At 72.1% G+C, this 16,330-nt stretch carries 9 protein-coding genes; 4 read left to right on the top strand and 5 right to left on the bottom strand.

Features of this window, described 5'->3' with window-relative positions:
• Positions 1–13: 13 nt before the first annotated feature.
• Together GXP76_RS25720 and GXP76_RS25715 are read right to left on the bottom strand one after the other, a co-directional pair.
• Positions 14–757 (bottom strand): ABC transporter permease, encoded by a 744-nt coding sequence (locus GXP76_RS25720; RefSeq protein ID WP_242573980.1) that lies wholly within the window; start codon positions 755–757, stop codon positions 14–16.
• Position 758: 1 nt separating this feature from the next.
• Complete coding sequence (locus GXP76_RS25715) at positions 759–1,766, bottom strand: ABC transporter ATP-binding protein (RefSeq protein ID WP_242573979.1); 1,008 nt, start codon at positions 1,764–1,766, stop codon at positions 759–761.
• A gap of 194 nt (positions 1,767–1,960) precedes the next feature.
• On the opposite strand from GXP76_RS25715, the gene GXP76_RS25710 reads away from it, so the two are divergent.
• Both GXP76_RS25710 and GXP76_RS25705 read left to right on the top strand, forming a co-directional pair.
• Positions 1,961–3,850: an ABC transporter ATP-binding protein gene (locus GXP76_RS25710; RefSeq protein ID WP_242573978.1), complete on the top strand. Its 1,890-nt coding sequence runs from the start codon at positions 1,961–1,963 to the stop codon at positions 3,848–3,850.
• Positions 3,847–5,916, top strand: coding sequence for an ABC transporter ATP-binding protein (locus GXP76_RS25705; protein WP_242573977.1), 2,070 nt, complete (start codon positions 3,847–3,849; stop codon positions 5,914–5,916). The genes GXP76_RS25710 and GXP76_RS25705 overlap by 4 nt, the downstream gene beginning before the upstream one ends.
• A gap of 18 nt (positions 5,917–5,934) precedes the next feature.
• Here the strand turns inward: GXP76_RS25705 and GXP76_RS25700 are convergent, their stop codons facing one another.
• The gene (locus GXP76_RS25700) at positions 5,935–7,263 is read right to left on the bottom strand and encodes a cytochrome P450 (RefSeq protein WP_242573976.1); all 1,329 of its coding nucleotides are present in this window, start codon (positions 7,261–7,263) and stop codon (positions 5,935–5,937) included.
• Between the two features lie 667 nt (positions 7,264–7,930).
• Between GXP76_RS25700 and GXP76_RS25695 the strand changes: the two genes are divergently transcribed.
• Positions 7,931–9,946, top strand: a complete 2,016-nt coding sequence (locus GXP76_RS25695) for a M4 family metallopeptidase (protein WP_242573975.1) — start codon at positions 7,931–7,933, stop codon at positions 9,944–9,946.
• A 598-nt stretch (positions 9,947–10,544) separates the two neighbouring features.
• Complete coding sequence (locus GXP76_RS25690; protein WP_242573974.1) at positions 10,545–12,074, top strand: helix-turn-helix transcriptional regulator; 1,530 nt, start codon at positions 10,545–10,547, stop codon at positions 12,072–12,074.
• Positions 12,075–12,107: 33 nt separating this feature from the next.
• Here GXP76_RS25690 and GXP76_RS25685 read toward each other — a convergent pair whose 3' ends face one another.
• The gene (locus tag GXP76_RS25685; RefSeq protein ID WP_242573973.1) at positions 12,108–13,349 is read right to left on the bottom strand and encodes an alginate lyase family protein; all 1,242 of its coding nucleotides are present in this window, start codon (positions 13,347–13,349) and stop codon (positions 12,108–12,110) included.
• Positions 13,350–13,571: 222 nt separating this feature from the next.
• Positions 13,572–16,196 carry an alpha-glucan family phosphorylase gene (gene glgP, locus GXP76_RS25680; RefSeq protein WP_242573972.1) on the bottom strand — a complete coding sequence of 875 codons (2,625 nt, stop codon included), beginning with the start codon at positions 16,194–16,196 and terminating at the stop codon, positions 13,572–13,574.
• Between the last annotated feature and the right edge of the window lie 134 nt (positions 16,197–16,330).

The raw sequence follows: 16,330 nt of genomic DNA, 5'->3' as shown, positions 1-16,330 counted from the left end.
GTACCGCCGGTGGTCATTCCCAGCGGAACCAGCGGGCGGCGCCGGCCGTCAGCAGGACCGCCCACAGGGCCATCACGACCAGATCCACCCAGTGCGGCCAGCCGCCGCGCACGGCGGCGTCGAGCGCCTCGGACGCGGCGCCCATGGGCGAGTAGCCGACGATGTCGCGCAGCAGGTCGGGCATCGTCTGGACGGGCAGCCACACGCCCGCCGTGAACATCGACGGGAAGAACAGGGCGGAGCCGATGGCCTGGCCCGCTTTCTGGGTACGGGCGATCGCGCAGACCAGCCCGCCCAGCGCCAGGGCGCCGGCGGTCGCGAGGACCAGCGCCAGCAGATATCCGGCGAGCTGACCGGGCAGCGCCACGCCGAAGGCGATCCTGCCGACGGCGATCACCAGGGCGGCCGAGGCGAGCGCGCCGCCGCCGAGCAGCACGAGCTGCGAGACGAGCAGTGTGGCGGGGCGCACGGGCGTCGTGGACATACGGCGCAGGATGCCGCGCTCGCGGTAGCCGATGAGGATCGGCGGCAGTGCCTGGAGCCCGGCCACGATCACGGCGAGCAGGGCGGCGACGGGGACGTACAGGTCGATGACCCTCCGGCCGCCGAGATCGGGGTCGGGGTCGTCGAAGCCCGGGATCAGCCCGAGGATCACCATCAGGAGGGTCGGGAAGGTGATCATCCAGAAGAGCACCCCCGGCTCGCGGGTCAGCAGGCGCGCCTCGGTCTTGAGGACGGCGGTGGACGCGGAGGCCATGTCAGACCCTCTCTTCGGGCTGCGGGGTGGTGGCGGCGCCGTCCGTGACGGTGGCGGCGCCTGATCCGGTGGCGGTGTCCGTGCCCGTGCCGGTGTCCGCCGCCGTCCCGGCGCGCGTCTCCGTGAGGTCGAGGAACGCGTCGTCCAGCGTCGCCTCGGTGACCCGGAGCTGGTGCGCCGTGACGCGGTGGCGGGCGAGCAGCGTGATGACCGCGTTGACCGTCTCGTCGGTGCCGTTGATGACGATCCGGTCGCCCTTCGTCTCGACGGACACCGCCTTGGGAAGCGCGGCCAGGTCCTCGTCCCGCAGCGGCCGCGACGGTGTGAAGGAGATGACGGTGGACGCCGCCGAGCGCGCGATCAGCCCCGACGGGGTGTCGAGCGCGGCGACCTTGCCCCGGTCGATCACGGCGATGCGGTCGCAGAGCCGCTGCGCCTCCTCCATGAAGTGGGTGACCAGCAGCACGGTCACCCCGGAATCCCTGATCTCCTCGATCAGGCTCCAGGTGTCGCGACGGGCGCGCGGGTCCAGACCGGTGGTCAGCTCGTCGAGCACGACCACGCGCGGACCGCCGATCAGGGACAGCGCGATGAACAGCCGCTGCTTCTGGCCGCCGGACAGCTTCGCGAAGCGCGTCGAGAGTTTGGCCTCCAGCCCGAGGCGGCCGGCGAGCGGACGCCAGTCGACGGGCTCGGGATAGAAGGCGGAGTACAGCTCCAGCGCCTCGCGCACCGTCAGCTTCGCCTGGAGTTCACTCTCCTGGAGCTGTGCGCCGAGGAGCCGGGTGACCTGCTCGTGGTCGCCGACGGGATCGAGTCCGGCGACGCGGACCGTACCGGCGTCGGGGACCCTGAGCCCCTCGACGCATTCGACGGTCGTCGTCTTGCCCGCACCGTTGGGACCGAGGATCCCGAAGATCTCACCCTCCTCGACGGTGAAATCGACACCGTCGACGGCGGGCTTCCCCCCGTAGGCCTTGCGCAGGCCGTTCACTTCGATGATCGCCATGGCAGCAGGATGCCGCCGAGCGGCCCGGGGCGGCATCGGCCATCGCGCTCGACCTCGTATCAACCGATCGGTTGATGGCGGCATCGTCCGAGGTCGGCGCCGAGGGCCGGCGTCCCCGGCGGATGCCGACACCGGCGCCGACGTCAGCCGGAAATCGGTGGGCACTGTCAGTGGTGATACGTAGGCTCACCTTGATGCCGACCTCCGAAGATGTACCTACCAAGGATCCCGCCGCCGTCCAGAGCCGCTCCGCCGTGCGTTCGCTGCTCAGGCTGTGGCCGTACGTACGGCCGGTGCGTGTGCGCCTGTTCAGCGCCGCGTTCGTCGCGGTCCTGGCCTCGTCGCTGGGCCTGGTCTTCCCCCTCGTACTGAAGTGGATGGTCGACGGCCCGATCGCGGACGGTGACACGGGCGGCATCTGGCTCGGCGCGCTGTGGCTCCTGCTGCTCGGGATCCTCGAAGCCGGACTGTTCGGCCTGCGGCGGTGGCTGGTGGCCAGGCCGCTGGCGGGGGTCGAGGCGGCGATGCGGTCGGATCTCTACCGGCATCTCCAGCGGCTGCCGATCGCGTTCCACGACCGGTGGCCCTCGGGTCAGTTGCTGTCGCGCGGTACGACGGACCTGATGCTGCTGCGCATGTTTCTGGCCTTTCCGCTGACCTTCCTACTGGTGAACGGGACGACGATCCTCGTCGGCTTCCTGATCCTGCTGATGCAGGAGTGGACGCTCGGGCTGGTGCTGCTGGCGCCCGTGGTGCCGCTGGTGATCCTCTGCTCGGTCTTCGAGGCGAAGTACTCACTGGTCGCGCGCAAGGCGCAGGACCAGGTGGGCGATCTGACGACGGTGGTCGAGGAGAGCGTCCTCGGCGTACGGATCGTGAAGGGCTTCGGCAGGCACCGCAGCCAGGCCCTCGCGTTCCGGGCGCTGGCGGAGCGGCTGCGCGGTACGGAGCTGGGCAAGGCCCGCCTGCTGGCGGGCATCTGGGCGCTGATCATGGTCATCCCCGAGGTGGCGATCGGCGCGGCGCTGGTGCTGGGCACGGTCCAGGTCGCCGACGGCCATCTCTCCACGGGCACGCTGGTCGCCTTCCTTTCGACGGCGCTGGCGCTGCGCTGGCCGGTGGAGTCGATCGGCTTCCTGCTGGCGATGAGCCAGGAGTCGGCGACCGCCACGGAGCGGTACTTCGAGGTGATGGACGCCAAGGAGGAGACGGCGGACGCGGACGGGGCGGCGGTGGTCGCCGCCGGGGGCGGCGCGGCCGTACGGAAGGAGTCCGACGGGCTGCGCTTCGAGGGCGTGTCGTTCCGGTATCCCGACGCCGAGGCCGGGTCCGTGCCCGTACTGGCGGAGGTGGACCTGCACATCAGGTCCGGCGAGACGATGGCGCTCGTCGGCGCGACGGGCTCGGGGAAGACGACACTGACCGCGCTGGTGCCCCGGCTGCACGAGCTGACGGGCGGGCGGATCACGCTCGACGGGGACGACATCGCGCTGATGCCCCGGCAGCGGCTGCGCGAGCTGGTGTCGGTGGCCTTCGAGGAACCGACGCTGTTCTCGGCGACCGTCGGCGACAACGTCCGCATGGGCGCCGAGAGCGCGGACGAGGCGGCGCTGCTGCGGGCGCTGGACGTGGCGCAGGCCGACTTCGTCCAGGACCTGCCGCACGGTGTGCACACGGAGGTCGGCGAGCAGGGGCTCAGCCTCTCCGGCGGCCAGCGGCAGCGGCTGGCGCTGGCCAGGGCGGTGGTCGGCGGGCCGCGCTTCCTGGTGCTCGACGATCCGCTGTCCGCCCTTGACGTGCACACGGAGGCGCTGGTCGAGGCGGCCCTTCGCCGGGTCCTCGAGGAGACGACGGCACTGGTCGTGGCGCACCGGCCGTCGACGGTGATGCTGGCGGACCGGGTGGCGCTGATCTCGGGCGGGCGGATCACGGCGGTGGGGACCCACCACGAACTGCTGCGGGACAACGCGGAGTACGCGTGGCTGATGTCCGGGGCCGACGCGGAGACGGGGGCGCGGCCGGACGCCGGACGCGACGAGGCAAGCGACACGGGGGCGGAATCCGTCGAGGGGAGCATGAGATGACGTCGTCGCCGACGACCACGAGCGACGGCCCGGCCGAACCGGGGCGGGACGACGGCGGCCCGGTCCCCGAGTCCGGAGCCGGGACCGGTGCCGGTGCCGGTGCCGGTGCCGGTGCCGGAACGGGGAGCAGGAGCGGCGGGGCGGGTACGGCCGTCGACACCGTCACGGCCGCGGGCACCGGTGCGGGTACGAGCACGGCCCCCGGCACCCTGGGGGCTCCCGCCGACGCCCCCGCCGTCGAGGCGTCCCACGCCACCGGTTCCCCGGGCTCCGCCGACGACCCCTTCGCGCAGGACGCGCTGCCCGCTCCGCGCGGGGCCACCGGCGCGCTGCTCCGGTCGCTGCTGCGCGCCCGGCGCGGCAGGGTCGCCCTGACCGCGCTGCTCCTGCTGCTCCAGCAGGCCGCGGTCCAGGCGGGCCCGCTGCTCGTCGCGTACGCCATCGACCGGGGTGTGCCCGCCTTCCGTGCGAACGACAACGGCCCGCTGATCGCGGTCGCCGTCGGCTATCTGCTCTGCGCCGCCGGAGCGGGCGTCTTCCAGTACGCCTTCATCCGCTCCTCCGCCCGGGTGAACCAGGACGTGCTCCTCGATCTGCGTGGCCGGATCTTCCGCCACGCCCAGGCGCTGAGCGTGGACTTCCACGAGCGCTACACCTCCGGACGGCTGATCTCCCGTTCCACCACGGACGTCGAGTCGCTGCGCGAACTGCTCGCCGAAGGGCTCCAGGAACTCGTCGCCGTCGTCCTCGCGTTCGTCTACATCTCGGCGACGCTGCTCTACCTGGACCTCGGCATCGGCGGACTCGCCGTGCTCTCCTTCGTACCGCTGTACGCGCTGGTGCGGCTGTACCAGCGCAGGGCCGGCGCCATATTCGGCAAGCGCTCCACCGCCATCGCGGCGGTGATCGTGAAGTTCGCCGAGACGATGAACGGCATCAGGCCCGTCCAGGCGTTCCGCCGCGAGCGCGCCAACGACGCCGACTTCCACGCGCTCAACCACCACCACGAGCGCACCAACGGCGACGCCATCCTCGAAATGGCGCGCTATGTGATCGGATCACGGCTCACCGCCAACATCGCCGTGGCCGGAATCGTGCTCTGGGGTGCTTTCCGGGTCGCCGACGGGACACTCGCCCTCGGTGTGCTCGCCGCGTCGGTGCTCTTCCTGCGGAGGCTGTACGACCCGATCGACCGGCTGGGGATGTTCCTCAACTCCTACCAGTCGGCGGCGGCCTCGCTGGAGAAGATCGCGGGCCTGCTGGCGCAGACCCCGTCCGTGCCGGAGGCGGCGGACCCGCGCCCGCTGCCGGAGCCGGCGGGCGGGCGGCCGGGCCGGGAGGTCGTGTTCGACGCGGTCAGCTTCTCGTACCGGACGGGCGGGGAGGTCCTGCCCCGCTTCGATCTGACGCTGCCGGCGGGTCAGACCGTGGCCGTCGTCGGCTCGACCGGCGCGGGCAAGTCCACGCTGGCCAAGCTGCTGGCCCGGTTCTACGACCCCACCGAGGGCCGTGTCCTGCTCGACGGCACCGATCTGCGGGACCTGGACACCCCCGAACTGCGGCGTGGTGTCGTGATGGTGACCCAGGAGGCGTTCCTCTTCTCCGGGACCGTCGCCGAGAACATCGCGATCGGCCGTCCCGACGCGTCGCGCGCCGACATCGAGCGGGCCGCGAAGGCGATCGGCGCGCACGACTTCATCGCCGGTCTGCCGGACGGGTACGACACGGACGTACGGAAGCGGGGCGGCCGGATCTCGGCGGGTCAGCGCCAGTTGGTGGCGTTCGCCCGCGCGCTGCTCGCCGATCCCTCCGTACTGATCCTGGACGAGGCGACGAGTTCGCTCGACATCCCGGGCGAGCGGGCGGTGCAGCGGGCGATGGACACGGTGCTCGACGGCCGTACGGCGGTGGTGATCGCGCACCGTCTGTCGACGGTGGAGATCGCCGACCGGGTGCTGGTGATGGAGCACGGCCGTATCGTCGAGGACGGCTCACCGGCCGAACTGATCGGCGGCGTCGGCCGGTTCGCGGGCCTGCACCGCGCGTGGCGCGACAGCCTGGCCTGATCCCCGGCCGGTCCTCCTTCAGCCGGGCGGACGCACCGAGGTCGCGAGGGCGGGGCCGTCGGGACGGACCGTGATGCCGTACACCGTCTTCGCCGGGGTGGCCGAGAAGGCCAAGGTGTGGGCCGGGAGCAGGTGTTCGAGGAGGACGGTCGATTCGCGGAGCGCGAACTGCAGGCCGAGGCAGGCGCGGGGACCGATGCCGAAGGGGAAGTAGGCGCCCGGGTGCGTGGGCCGGCCGTCGGGGGCGGTGAAGCGCCGGGGGTCGAAGTGCTCGGGGTCCGGCCACAGTTCGGGGTCGCGGTGGGTGAGGTAGGGGCAGACCAGGATGTCGGTGCCCGCCTCGACGCAGTACCCGGCGACTGTGCCGGCCTCGGCGGTGTGGCGGGGCAGGATCCAGGCGGACGGGTAGAGCCTGAGCGTCTCGTGGACCAGCGCCTGGACTGCCTGGCGGCGCTGCTCCGTACCCTCGCCGCCGGCGGCGAGGGCCTGTTCGCGGGCGGCCGGGTACCGGTCGAGGAGCAGATGGAGCCAGGTCAGGGTGGTGGCGGTGGTCTCGTGCCCGGCCACGAGCAGGGTGACCATCTCGTCGCGGATCAGCCGGTCGGTGTACTCGGGGCGCTCGGCGGCGGCGTCGGTCAGCACATGGAGAAGGCCGGGGCCGTCGGGACCGGCCGCGCCGTCGCGGGCGGCCTCGACGGCGCGCCGGGCGACCGCGTCGATCCGCGCGAGATCGGCGGCGACGGCGTCGTGGGCGTCGGTGACGTCGGCGGGCAGGGTCGGCAGGGCGGTCGCCACGGCGGCCACGGCGTCCAGTTCGCTCTCGGTCCCGTCGTCCAGCGGATGCCCGGTGAGCGAGCGCCAGATGGCGTCCAGGGCGTAGCGGCGCATCTCCCGCCCGACGTCGAAGGTCTGTCCGGTACGGGCGTACCCGTCCCAGCGTTCGGCGGTGGTCCGGGCGGCACCGGTGATCCGGTGTTCGTAACGGCGCATGCCGGGCCCGGTGAACTGGGATTGCAACAGACGGCGTTGGGACTTCCACGCCGCCCCGGTGGCGGCGAGCACCCCGTCGCCGATCAGCAGCCGGGCACGATGGGAGCGCTTGACGTACCGGTCCGGGTGCCGGGCGAGTACGTGCTGTACGGCATCCGGGTCGGTGACGAGCACGGTGGGGGCCGGCCCGAGGCGGAAGGCGGCGACGCCGCCGAGCCCGCGTACCTCGGTCAGCAGCTCGACCAGTTCACCGCCACCGGACCGCCACCGCCGCAGGAGTTCGGGCCCGGCCTCCGGTACGGGCCGCCCCGTGCCGGGTGTGTGGGTGAGGGTGTCGGGAGTGGTTTCGGGCTCCATGGTTCCTCTCCTGGCCAACCGCTGTGCCGGCGGAGCAGTGACGCCACGGACTGTACGGGAGCGGGGCGCGCCCGCCGGACGGAAACGCGGGTGCTGTCCCGGTGAACTGCCGTCCCGCGAAGGGCCGATGACCGATGACCGGACACGTCGGCGGCCGGAATTGGACACCGACGACGGCCGGTTCGGCTCCGGGGCGCGCGATCCGCCCGTGCGCGCGGGGGAGCCGTGGCGACGCTCGCGCCCACGGTGCCGGCCGGCTCGACGCGTTCCTCGCCGAAACGGGCCGGCGGCCGAGGAGCGGTACGGCGACCGGGACCGCGGCCCGCCGAGCGAGGTGGGTCCGGAGATCATCGCGGTCGCCCCGGCGTACGCCCGCGTAACACCGCCGCAACAGCGCCGCAGATTTCGCTTAACGAACACGGCAGTTCGCGCAGCGGACGATTTCCGGCCAACTTATTGACGCGCTCCTGACAGAGTGACCGGATTCCTGGGACTCTTCCTCCGTTCTGAGCACCACTGCTCCGCATCTCGTGCACCGCAGCTCCGCATCCCGTGCACCACTTCTCGTGCTCCAGCCCGCTCCTGCACCTGCTCCTGCGCTTGCCCTGCACTGTCCGGACCGCCCACCCGAGAGCGGTCCGGTACCCCCCTCGCAGAAGGAGTTCGCGTGAGACCCACGCCCAGCCGCCGCATCACCGCGACCGGCGCTCTGATCGCAGTCACAGCCCTTCTCGCCGTCGGAGTCCAGGCCGGCAGCGCCGCCGCCGCTCCCGACTCGGCACCCGCGGCACCGGTCGCCGGCAAGGCCGATCCCGGCGCGCTCCCCAAGGCCCTCTCGCCCGCCCAGCGCGCCGAGCTGATACGCGAGGCCAACGCCACCAAGGCGGCGACGGCCGGCGAACTCGGCCTCGGCGCCCGGGAGAAGCTCGTCGTCCGCGACGTCGTCCAGGACCGGGACGGCACCACGCACACCCGCTACGAGCGCACCTACGCCGGTCTCCCCGTCCTCGGCGGTGACCTCGTCGTCGCCACCACGAAGGCGGGCGCCACCGAGGGTGTCACCAAGGCGTCGAAGGCGGCCCTCAAGTCCGTCGACACCAACGCCGACGTACCGGCCGCCACCGCCGAGAAGCAGGCGCTGTCCGCCGCGAAGGCCGAGGGCTCGACGAAGGCCGCGGCCGAGCGGGCGCCGCGCAAGGTCGTCTGGCTGGCGGACGACAAGCCGACCCTCGCGTACGAGACGGTCGTCGGCGGCGTCCAGAAGGGCGGCACCCCGAACGAGCTGCACGTCGTCACCGACGCCGCCACCGGCGAGAAGCTCTACGAGTGGCAGGCCGTCCACGAGGGCACGGGCAACACCCAGTACAGCGGGCAGGTCACCCTCGGTACGGCGCCGTCGTTCACGCTCACCGACACCGGGCGCGGCAACCACAAGACGTACAACCTGAACCGCGGCACCTCGGGCACCGGCACCCTCTTCTCGGGTCCGGACGACATCTGGGGCAACGGCGCCGCCTCCAACGCGGAGACGGCGGGCGCCGACGCGCACTACGGTGCCGCGCTCACCTGGGACTACTTCAAGAACGTGCACGGCCGCTCCGGCATCAGGGGTGACGGCGTCGGCGCGTACTCGCGGGTGCACTACGGCAACAACTACGTCAACGCCTTCTGGCAGGACAGCTGCTTCTGCATGACGTACGGCGACGGCGCGGGCAACGCCAAGCCGCTGACGTCCATCGACGTGGCCGCGCACGAGATGTCGCACGGCGTCACCTCCAACACCGCGGGCCTCGTCTACAGCGGCGAGTCCGGTGGTCTCAACGAGGCGACCTCGGACATCTTCGCCGCCGCCGTCGAGTTCAGCGCCGGCAACGCCCAGGACCCGGGCGACTACCTGGTCGGCGAGAAGATCGACATCAACGGCAACGGCACGCCGCTGCGGTACATGGACAAGCCGAGCAAGGACGGCGCGTCCAAGGACTACTGGTACTCGGGCATCGGCAGCGTCGACGTCCACTACTCCTCGGGTCCGGCGAACCACTTCTTCTACCTGCTCTCCGAGGGCAGCGGCGCCAAGACCATCAACGGCGTCAGCTACGACTCGGCGACGTCCGACGGGCTGCCGGTGACCGGCATCGGCCGGGCCAAGGCCGAGCAGATCTGGTTCAAGGCCCTCACCACGAAGTTCAACTCGACGACCAACTACGCGGGGGCCCGTACCGGCACGCTCGCGGTCGCCGGTGAGCTGTACGGCACGTCGAGCGCCGAGTACAAGTCGGTCGCCGACGCGTGGGCCGGCATCAACGTCGGCACCCGCCCCGGCGGCAGCGGCGGCACGGTCTTCGAGAACACCGCGACCGTGGCGATCCCGGACAACGGCGCGGCGGTCACCTCGACGGTGAACGTCACCGGCCGTACGGGCAACGCGCCCGCCGCCCTCCCGGTCGGCGTGGACATCACGCACACCTGGCGCGGTGACCTGGTCGTCGACCTGCTCGCCCCGGACGGGACGGTCTACCCGCTGAAGGCCGCGAGCAGCGGTGACTCGGCGGACAACGTCGTGGAGACGTACACCGTCAACGCCTCGTCGGAGGCGGCCAACGGCGCCTGGAAGCTGCGGGTCCGGGACGTCGCGGCGCAGGACACCGGGCGTATCAACAGTGTGAAGCTCACGTTCCCCTGAGCACGTGAGGCCGTGAGCTGACGAGAAGGAACCGCCCGGGTCCTGGGGACCCGGGCGGTTCCGTGTTCCGTGTCGGTGGGTGAACTCCCGCCCACCCCTTCGAAGGCGCGCCCGAAGGGGTGGGCCGGGAACCGGCCGGCGCGGACTTCCCCCCGTGCACTCCCGGTCAAGGAGCGCGCCACGATGTCCGTCCACCGGCCGCGTGTCACAGACGACCGGCCCGCGGGCCGGAGGATCGTGGTCGTCGCGGCCGGTGAGGAGACCGACCGCCGCCGGCCAAAGCCGCGACGGCTCCCCCGCTCCCTCACCGCCACCGATCCTCCGGGCCCGCTTGTGCCGCTTCCCCCGTCGCCCGCGCCCTCCACCCGGCGTGCGCTCCTCGCGGAGCCGCCGACCGCCGTGGTGGTGGTCTTCTCGGAACGCGACCGGGGCGTGTCGTCCCGGCCGGTGATCTCAGACTGGCCGGTGATCGATCCGGCCGCAACAACCCGGGGGAAGTGCGGAACGCGTGGAACGCCTGCGCGTACCCTGGCCTGGGGGAATGACAAGTGCCTGGAATGAGCGCGGAATTGCGTGACGGGCGGGACGGGGACGCGTAATGGGCAGGTCGGAGAAGATCCCGGCGGAGACCGCCGAATTCGCGCGGCGGCTGCGCGCGCTGAAGGAGAGAACCGACCGCAGTTACGGATCGCTGGCCACCCAACTGCACCTGGGTGCCTCGACGCTGCACCGCTACTGCCACGGACACGCGCTGCCCGTGGACTACGCGCCCGTCGAACGGCTGGCCCGGGTGGTCGGCGCGACATCGGCCGAGCGCGTGGAGCTGCACCGCCTGTGGCTGCGTGCGCACGCGGCGCGTACGGAGGACGGAGAGGGCAGGGAGGGCGCAGAGAACGGCGAGGACGAGAAGGGGGCCGCGGTCGCCGCAGTGCCCGCGACCGTGCCCGCGATCACCGAAAAGCCGCCGTCAGGTGAGCGGGAGCCCGCAGCCGAACCGGAGCCCGAACCGCAGCCGGAGCCCGAGCCGGGACCGGGGTCCGGACCGGAGGCGCCGGCCGGCGCCGTCGATCCCGCACAGGAGCCGGGCCCCGACACGGCCCGCGACGTGGCCGAAGAGATCGATCCGCCGCCGCCCGCCGCCACGACCCCGCCCATGTCGCGCTTCCGCGCCTCACGGCTGCGCCGCCGTCAGGTCGTCGGCGCCGCCCTCGCGGTCGTCGCCGTCCTCGGCGGCACCGTCGTCGTCGCTGCCGACCTCGGCGGCGCCGACTCCCGGAGGAACGAGAGCGGTCCGCGTCTCTCCGATCCCGGGCCGGACGGACCGGTCGATCCGCTGACACCGTCCGCCCGGTCGAGCGCCCCGTCGGCCGGGGCGAGCCCGTCGAAGTCCGCCGACGGCGCGAAGCGTTCGCCGTCCGGGTCCTCGGACGTGCGCGAGGCCGGGGGCGGGACCGAGGGGGACGGTGGCACCTCGTCGGACGGCAAGAAGCCCGGAGCCGGGACGGGCACGACGAAGCCGCTGGTGTGGAGCGCGGACAGCCACAAGTGGCAGCTGGACTGCGGCCACACGTATCTGGTCGACCGGGCCCCGTCCGCCGTACCGCCACCGCCCAACGCCCAGGACGCGCGGCAGTGGGCGACCGCGCTCGGCGCGGTGCACGGCAAGTCGTCGATCACCCAGGCCACCGTGCGCGCGGCGGCGGGCGCGGGCCCCGTCGTCATCCAGGAGGTGTTCGTCCGGGTGGTGGGTCGGCGGGCGCCGCTCGACTGGAACGCGTACGACATGAGCAGCGGCTGCGGCGGCTCGATCACTCCCGCCGTGTTCACCGTCGACCTGGACAAGTCGCGGCCTGTCGTGCACCCGGTGGACGGCGGGAGTGAGCAGGGGCCGCTGCCGGCGCCGAAACTTCCGTACCAGGTGACGTCGAGCGAACCGCTCGTCCTGAGGATCGAGGCGAGCACCACGGGCTGCGACTGCGACTGGTTCGTGGAGCTGCGCTGGTCGGCCGGTGACCGTACGGGCATCGCGCGCATCGACGAGGGCGGGAAGCCGTTCCGTACGAGTGCGTCGACCGCCGACGGCGTGTACGGGCACGACTACGAGACCGGGACATGGGTGGGACCCTGACGGATCGTCAGGGTCCCACGGGGCGTCACGGATTCACGCGGGGTTGTTCGCGTGCGTCAGCGTCTCCCAGGCGACGAACAGGTTGTTCGTGCCCTGGGGGCGCATCCGCTCGGTGTACTGCTGTGTGTTCGTCATGGCGTTGCCGAGCCGGTTGCCCAGCGCGTTGAAGGCGACCTCGCTGATCGGTCCGAGGTTGTCCTTGAGGCTGCCGCCGCAGAGGTTGCCGGGGACGGGTTCGCCGTTCTGGTACTTGGTGTGCAGCCCGAACGCGTGCCGCAGCCGGTCGCCGACCTCCGGGTAGAGGTCCTGGCCCTGGATGCGGCTGGTCTCCGCGACGTGCGAGATGGCGGAGAGACCGTAGCCGGTGTGGGTCAGGTCGCGGCAGGTCTCCTGCGCGAGTCCCTGCATGAAGGTGGACTGGTTGTGCCAGTAGCGGACGATCTCGTCGCGGGTGTCGAGACCGCTGCCGGGCACCGTCCTCGGCAGCGCCCCGTCGGAGGGCAGGTAGATGAACGCGGGGACACGGTTGCGGAAGATGCCGACCGTCCTGTCGTAGGCGCCCCGGTCCTCCAGATGGACCGCGATGCCGATCGCGGCCTCGTTCATGCTGAGCTCCCAGTTGCCGTTGGAGCCCGAGCCGTTGATGATCTCCGGCAGGTACACGGTGCGCAGCATCGTGGCGAAACGGCCGGAGTTGGGCCAGCCGGTGTACGTGTACTTGATGATCTCGGCGGCCTTGGGCCACGACGATCCGGCCCACGCGGTCTGGAGCGGCGCGTTGCTGTTGGTGTGGTCGCGGATCGTGTTGGACCAGGCGTCCATCAGCTCGATGGACTTCTTGGCGTAACGGTCGTCGCGGTTGATGTACCAGGCCAGCGCGGTGGTGTACGCGGCGATGGCGTCCTCGCGCTCGTCCGTGCAGCCGTTGTTGGGGTTGGAGTACGAGCCGCACTCCACGACCGCGCGGGGCTTGGGCACGCGTGACAGGGAGGCGTACTTGCTCCCCATCATCTGGTCGTACGCGGCCTTCCACGGCTGGGCGCCGGCCTGCACCCTGCCGCGTACGAAGTCGAGTTGGGGGCGGCTGACGCCGACACCGGGGTGGGTGAAGTTCGCGGGGGCCGCGACGGCCTCCGCCGAGAGGGTCTGCCGGGCGGCGGCCGGCCGTTCGGCCGCCCGGTCGCCGGCCGAGGCGGGGGCCGTGAAGACCGCGCCGACCAGGCCCGCCAGCGCGGCGGACAGACCGAGGACTCTGGGGATGACTCCGGGGCGCATGGGGTGCCTTCCGGTTGGGGGGTGCTCCTCAACTCCGTTGCGCATGCGAGCCGTTCATCACGTCCAGGTTCACCCACATGAACGATGAGCGGAGTTGTGAATCCGTATGTGAGTGAGGAATTTAAGGCCATCGCATGGACACGTCAAGGTCTGGACCAATGGACTTCGAGAACGCGAAGGGCCCGGCGGACGGTGTCCGCCGGGCCCCCACGGTTACCGCTGTCAGCGCATCAGTACGCCCGCGCCCTCCCCCGTCGCCTCGGTCGGCAGCGCGACCAGGCCGAGATCGGCGGCGGCGAGCATCGGATGCGTGGGCAGGACACGGACGGTGTAGCCGAACGGCCCCGTACGGTCCAGGGCCAGTGGCCCCTCGTACACCCAACGGCCCGCCTGATCAGGCCCGCCCGCCGGTTTCAGCGGGAAGACCTGCGCGTCGGCGATCGTGTCGTCGGCGCCCACCCGGCCCGCCACGGCCTGTACCTCCACGTCGTCGGGGCGCAGTTGGCCGAGGGTCACCCGCACCTTCAGCGCGAGGGTCGAGCCCAGCTCCGCGCTGCCGCCCGCCGTGGTGGCCGAGACGGCCTCCACATGGTCGACGGCCACACCCGGCCAGGCGGCCCTGACCTGGCTCTTCCAGTCGGCCAACTCCCCCGCCGCGGCGGGGTCCAGCGCGCGGTGGGCGTGGGCGGCGGGCGCGTACAGCCGCTCCACGTACTCGCGCACCATGCGGTCGGCGAGGACCTTCGGGCCGAGCGTGGTCATGGTGCGCCGGACCATCTCGATCCAGCGCCCGGGGAGCGCGTCCCCGCCGTCCGTGCCCTTGACCGCCCCGGCCCCGGCGCCCGCTCCCGGCGCCGTACGGTCGTAGAAGCGCGGCGCGACCCGGTCCTCGATCAGCGCGTAGAGGGCGTTCGCCTCCAGCGCGTCACGCCGGTCCTCGTCGGACGAACCGTCGGCCGTCGGGATGGCCCAGCCGAAGTCCGGCTCGAACCATTCGTCCCACCAGCCGTCCAGCACGGACAGGTTGAGACAGCCGTTGAGCGCCGCCTTCATCCCGCTCGTGCCGCACGCCTCCAGCGGGCGGAGGGGGTTGTTCAGCCAGACGTCGCAGCCCGGATAGAGATTGCGCGCCATCGCCATCCCGTAGTCGGGCAGGAAGACGATGCGGTGGCGCACGCGCGGGTCGTCGGCGAACTTCACCAGCTCCTGCACGAGCCGCTTGCCGCCGTCGTCCGCCGGGTGCGCCTTGCCCGCGACGACGATCTGGATCGGCCGTTCGGGATGGAGCAGCAGCTCCGTCAGCCGGTCGCGGTCGCGGAGCATCAGGGTGAGGCGCTTGTACGAAGGGACCCGGCGGGCGAAGCCGATGGTCAGGATGTCGGGGTCGAGGACCCCGTCGATCCAGCCCAGTTCGGCGTCGGCCGCGCCCCGCTGGTGCCAGGAGGCCCGCAGCCTGTCGCGTACCTCGTACACCAGCCGCTCGCGCAGGGTGCGCCGTACGGCCCAGATGTCGGCGTCCGGGGTGTCGGCCACTCCGGCCGTCCCCCGGCCGAGCCGGGCGATCTCGGGCGCCACCCAGGTCGGCGCGTGCACGCCGTTGGTCACGGAGGTGATCGGTACGTCCTGGGGGTCGAAGCCCGGCCAGAGGCCGGCGAACATCTGCCGGCTGACGGCGCCGTGCAGCGTGGAGACGCCGTTGGCGCGCTGGGCGAGCCGCAGTCCCATGGCGGCCATGTTGAACAGGTTCGCGTCGCCGCCGGGGAAGGTCTCCCTGCCGAGGCGCAGCACCTGATCGATGGCGACCCCGGGCAGTTCGCCGTCGTCACCGAAGTGGCGCGCGACGAGTTCACGGTCGAACCGGTCGATCCCGGCGGGCACCGGCGTGTGGGTGGTGAACACGGTGCCGCCCCGGACGGCCTCCAGAGCGGTGTCGAACCCGAGCCCGGCGTGCCCCAGTTCACGGATGCGTTCCAGGCCCTGGAAGCCGGCGTGGCCCTCGTTCGTGTGGAAGACCTCGGGTTCGGGGTGGCCGGAGATGCGGCAGTACGCGCGGACGGCGCGGACCCCGCCGATGCCGAGCAGCATCTCCTGGAGCAGCCGGTGTTCGCTGCCGCCGCCGTAGAGACGGTCGGTCACCTCCCGCTCCGTCGGCCCGTTGTCCTCTATGTCCGAGTCGAGCAGCAGGAGCGGAACCCGGCCGACGCGCGCCTGCCAGACGCACGCGTGCAGCGACCGGCCGCCGGGCAGTGCGAGCGCGACACGGCTGGGCCTGCCGTCCTCCTCCCTGAGGAGGCTGAGCGGCAGCTCGTTCGGATCGAGGACGGGATAGTGCTCCTGCTGCCAGCCGTCGCGCGACAGGGACTGGCGGAAGTAGCCGTGCCGGTAGAGCAGCCCGACGCCGATGAGCGGAACGCCGAGGTCGCTGGCGGCCTTGAGATGGTCACCGGCGAGGATGCCGAGACCGCCGGAGTACTGGGGCAGGGCGGCGGTGACGCCGAACTCGGGCGAGAAATACGCGACGGCGTCGGGCAGCTCGGCACCCTGGCCGCTCTGTTCCTGGTACCAGCGGTCGCCGCGCAGATAGTCGTCGAGCCCGGCGGCGACGGTGGTCAGCCGTTGGAGGAACGGCGCGTCGCCGGCCAGTTCGACCAGTCGCGTGGCGGATACGGCCCCGAGCAGCCGCACCGGATCACGCCCGGAGGCGCGCCAGCCGTCGGGGTCGACGGCCTCGAAGAGTTCACAGGTCTCGGGATGCCAGGACCAGCGCAGATTGCGCGCGAGGCCGCTGAGTGGTCGCAGAGGTTCGGGCAGGACGGGGCGCACGGTGAATCGACGGATAGCCTTCACGTGTTCCACCTTCGCAGGGGACGTCCGGACCGGCCGACCGCACCACGCTGTGCGCCCCGCCATCACCCTGACGGTAGCCCCCCGCCCCCCGTACCGACCACGGCGCACGAGCGCACACGCCGGGTGCCGACTGC

Source organism: Streptomyces sp. NP-1717 (assembly GCF_022695985.1).
Taxonomy (GTDB): domain Bacteria; phylum Actinomycetota; class Actinomycetes; order Streptomycetales; family Streptomycetaceae; genus Streptomyces.
Note: the sequence above shows the minus strand (reverse complement) of the source record. Positions and strands in the feature narration are given on the sequence as shown.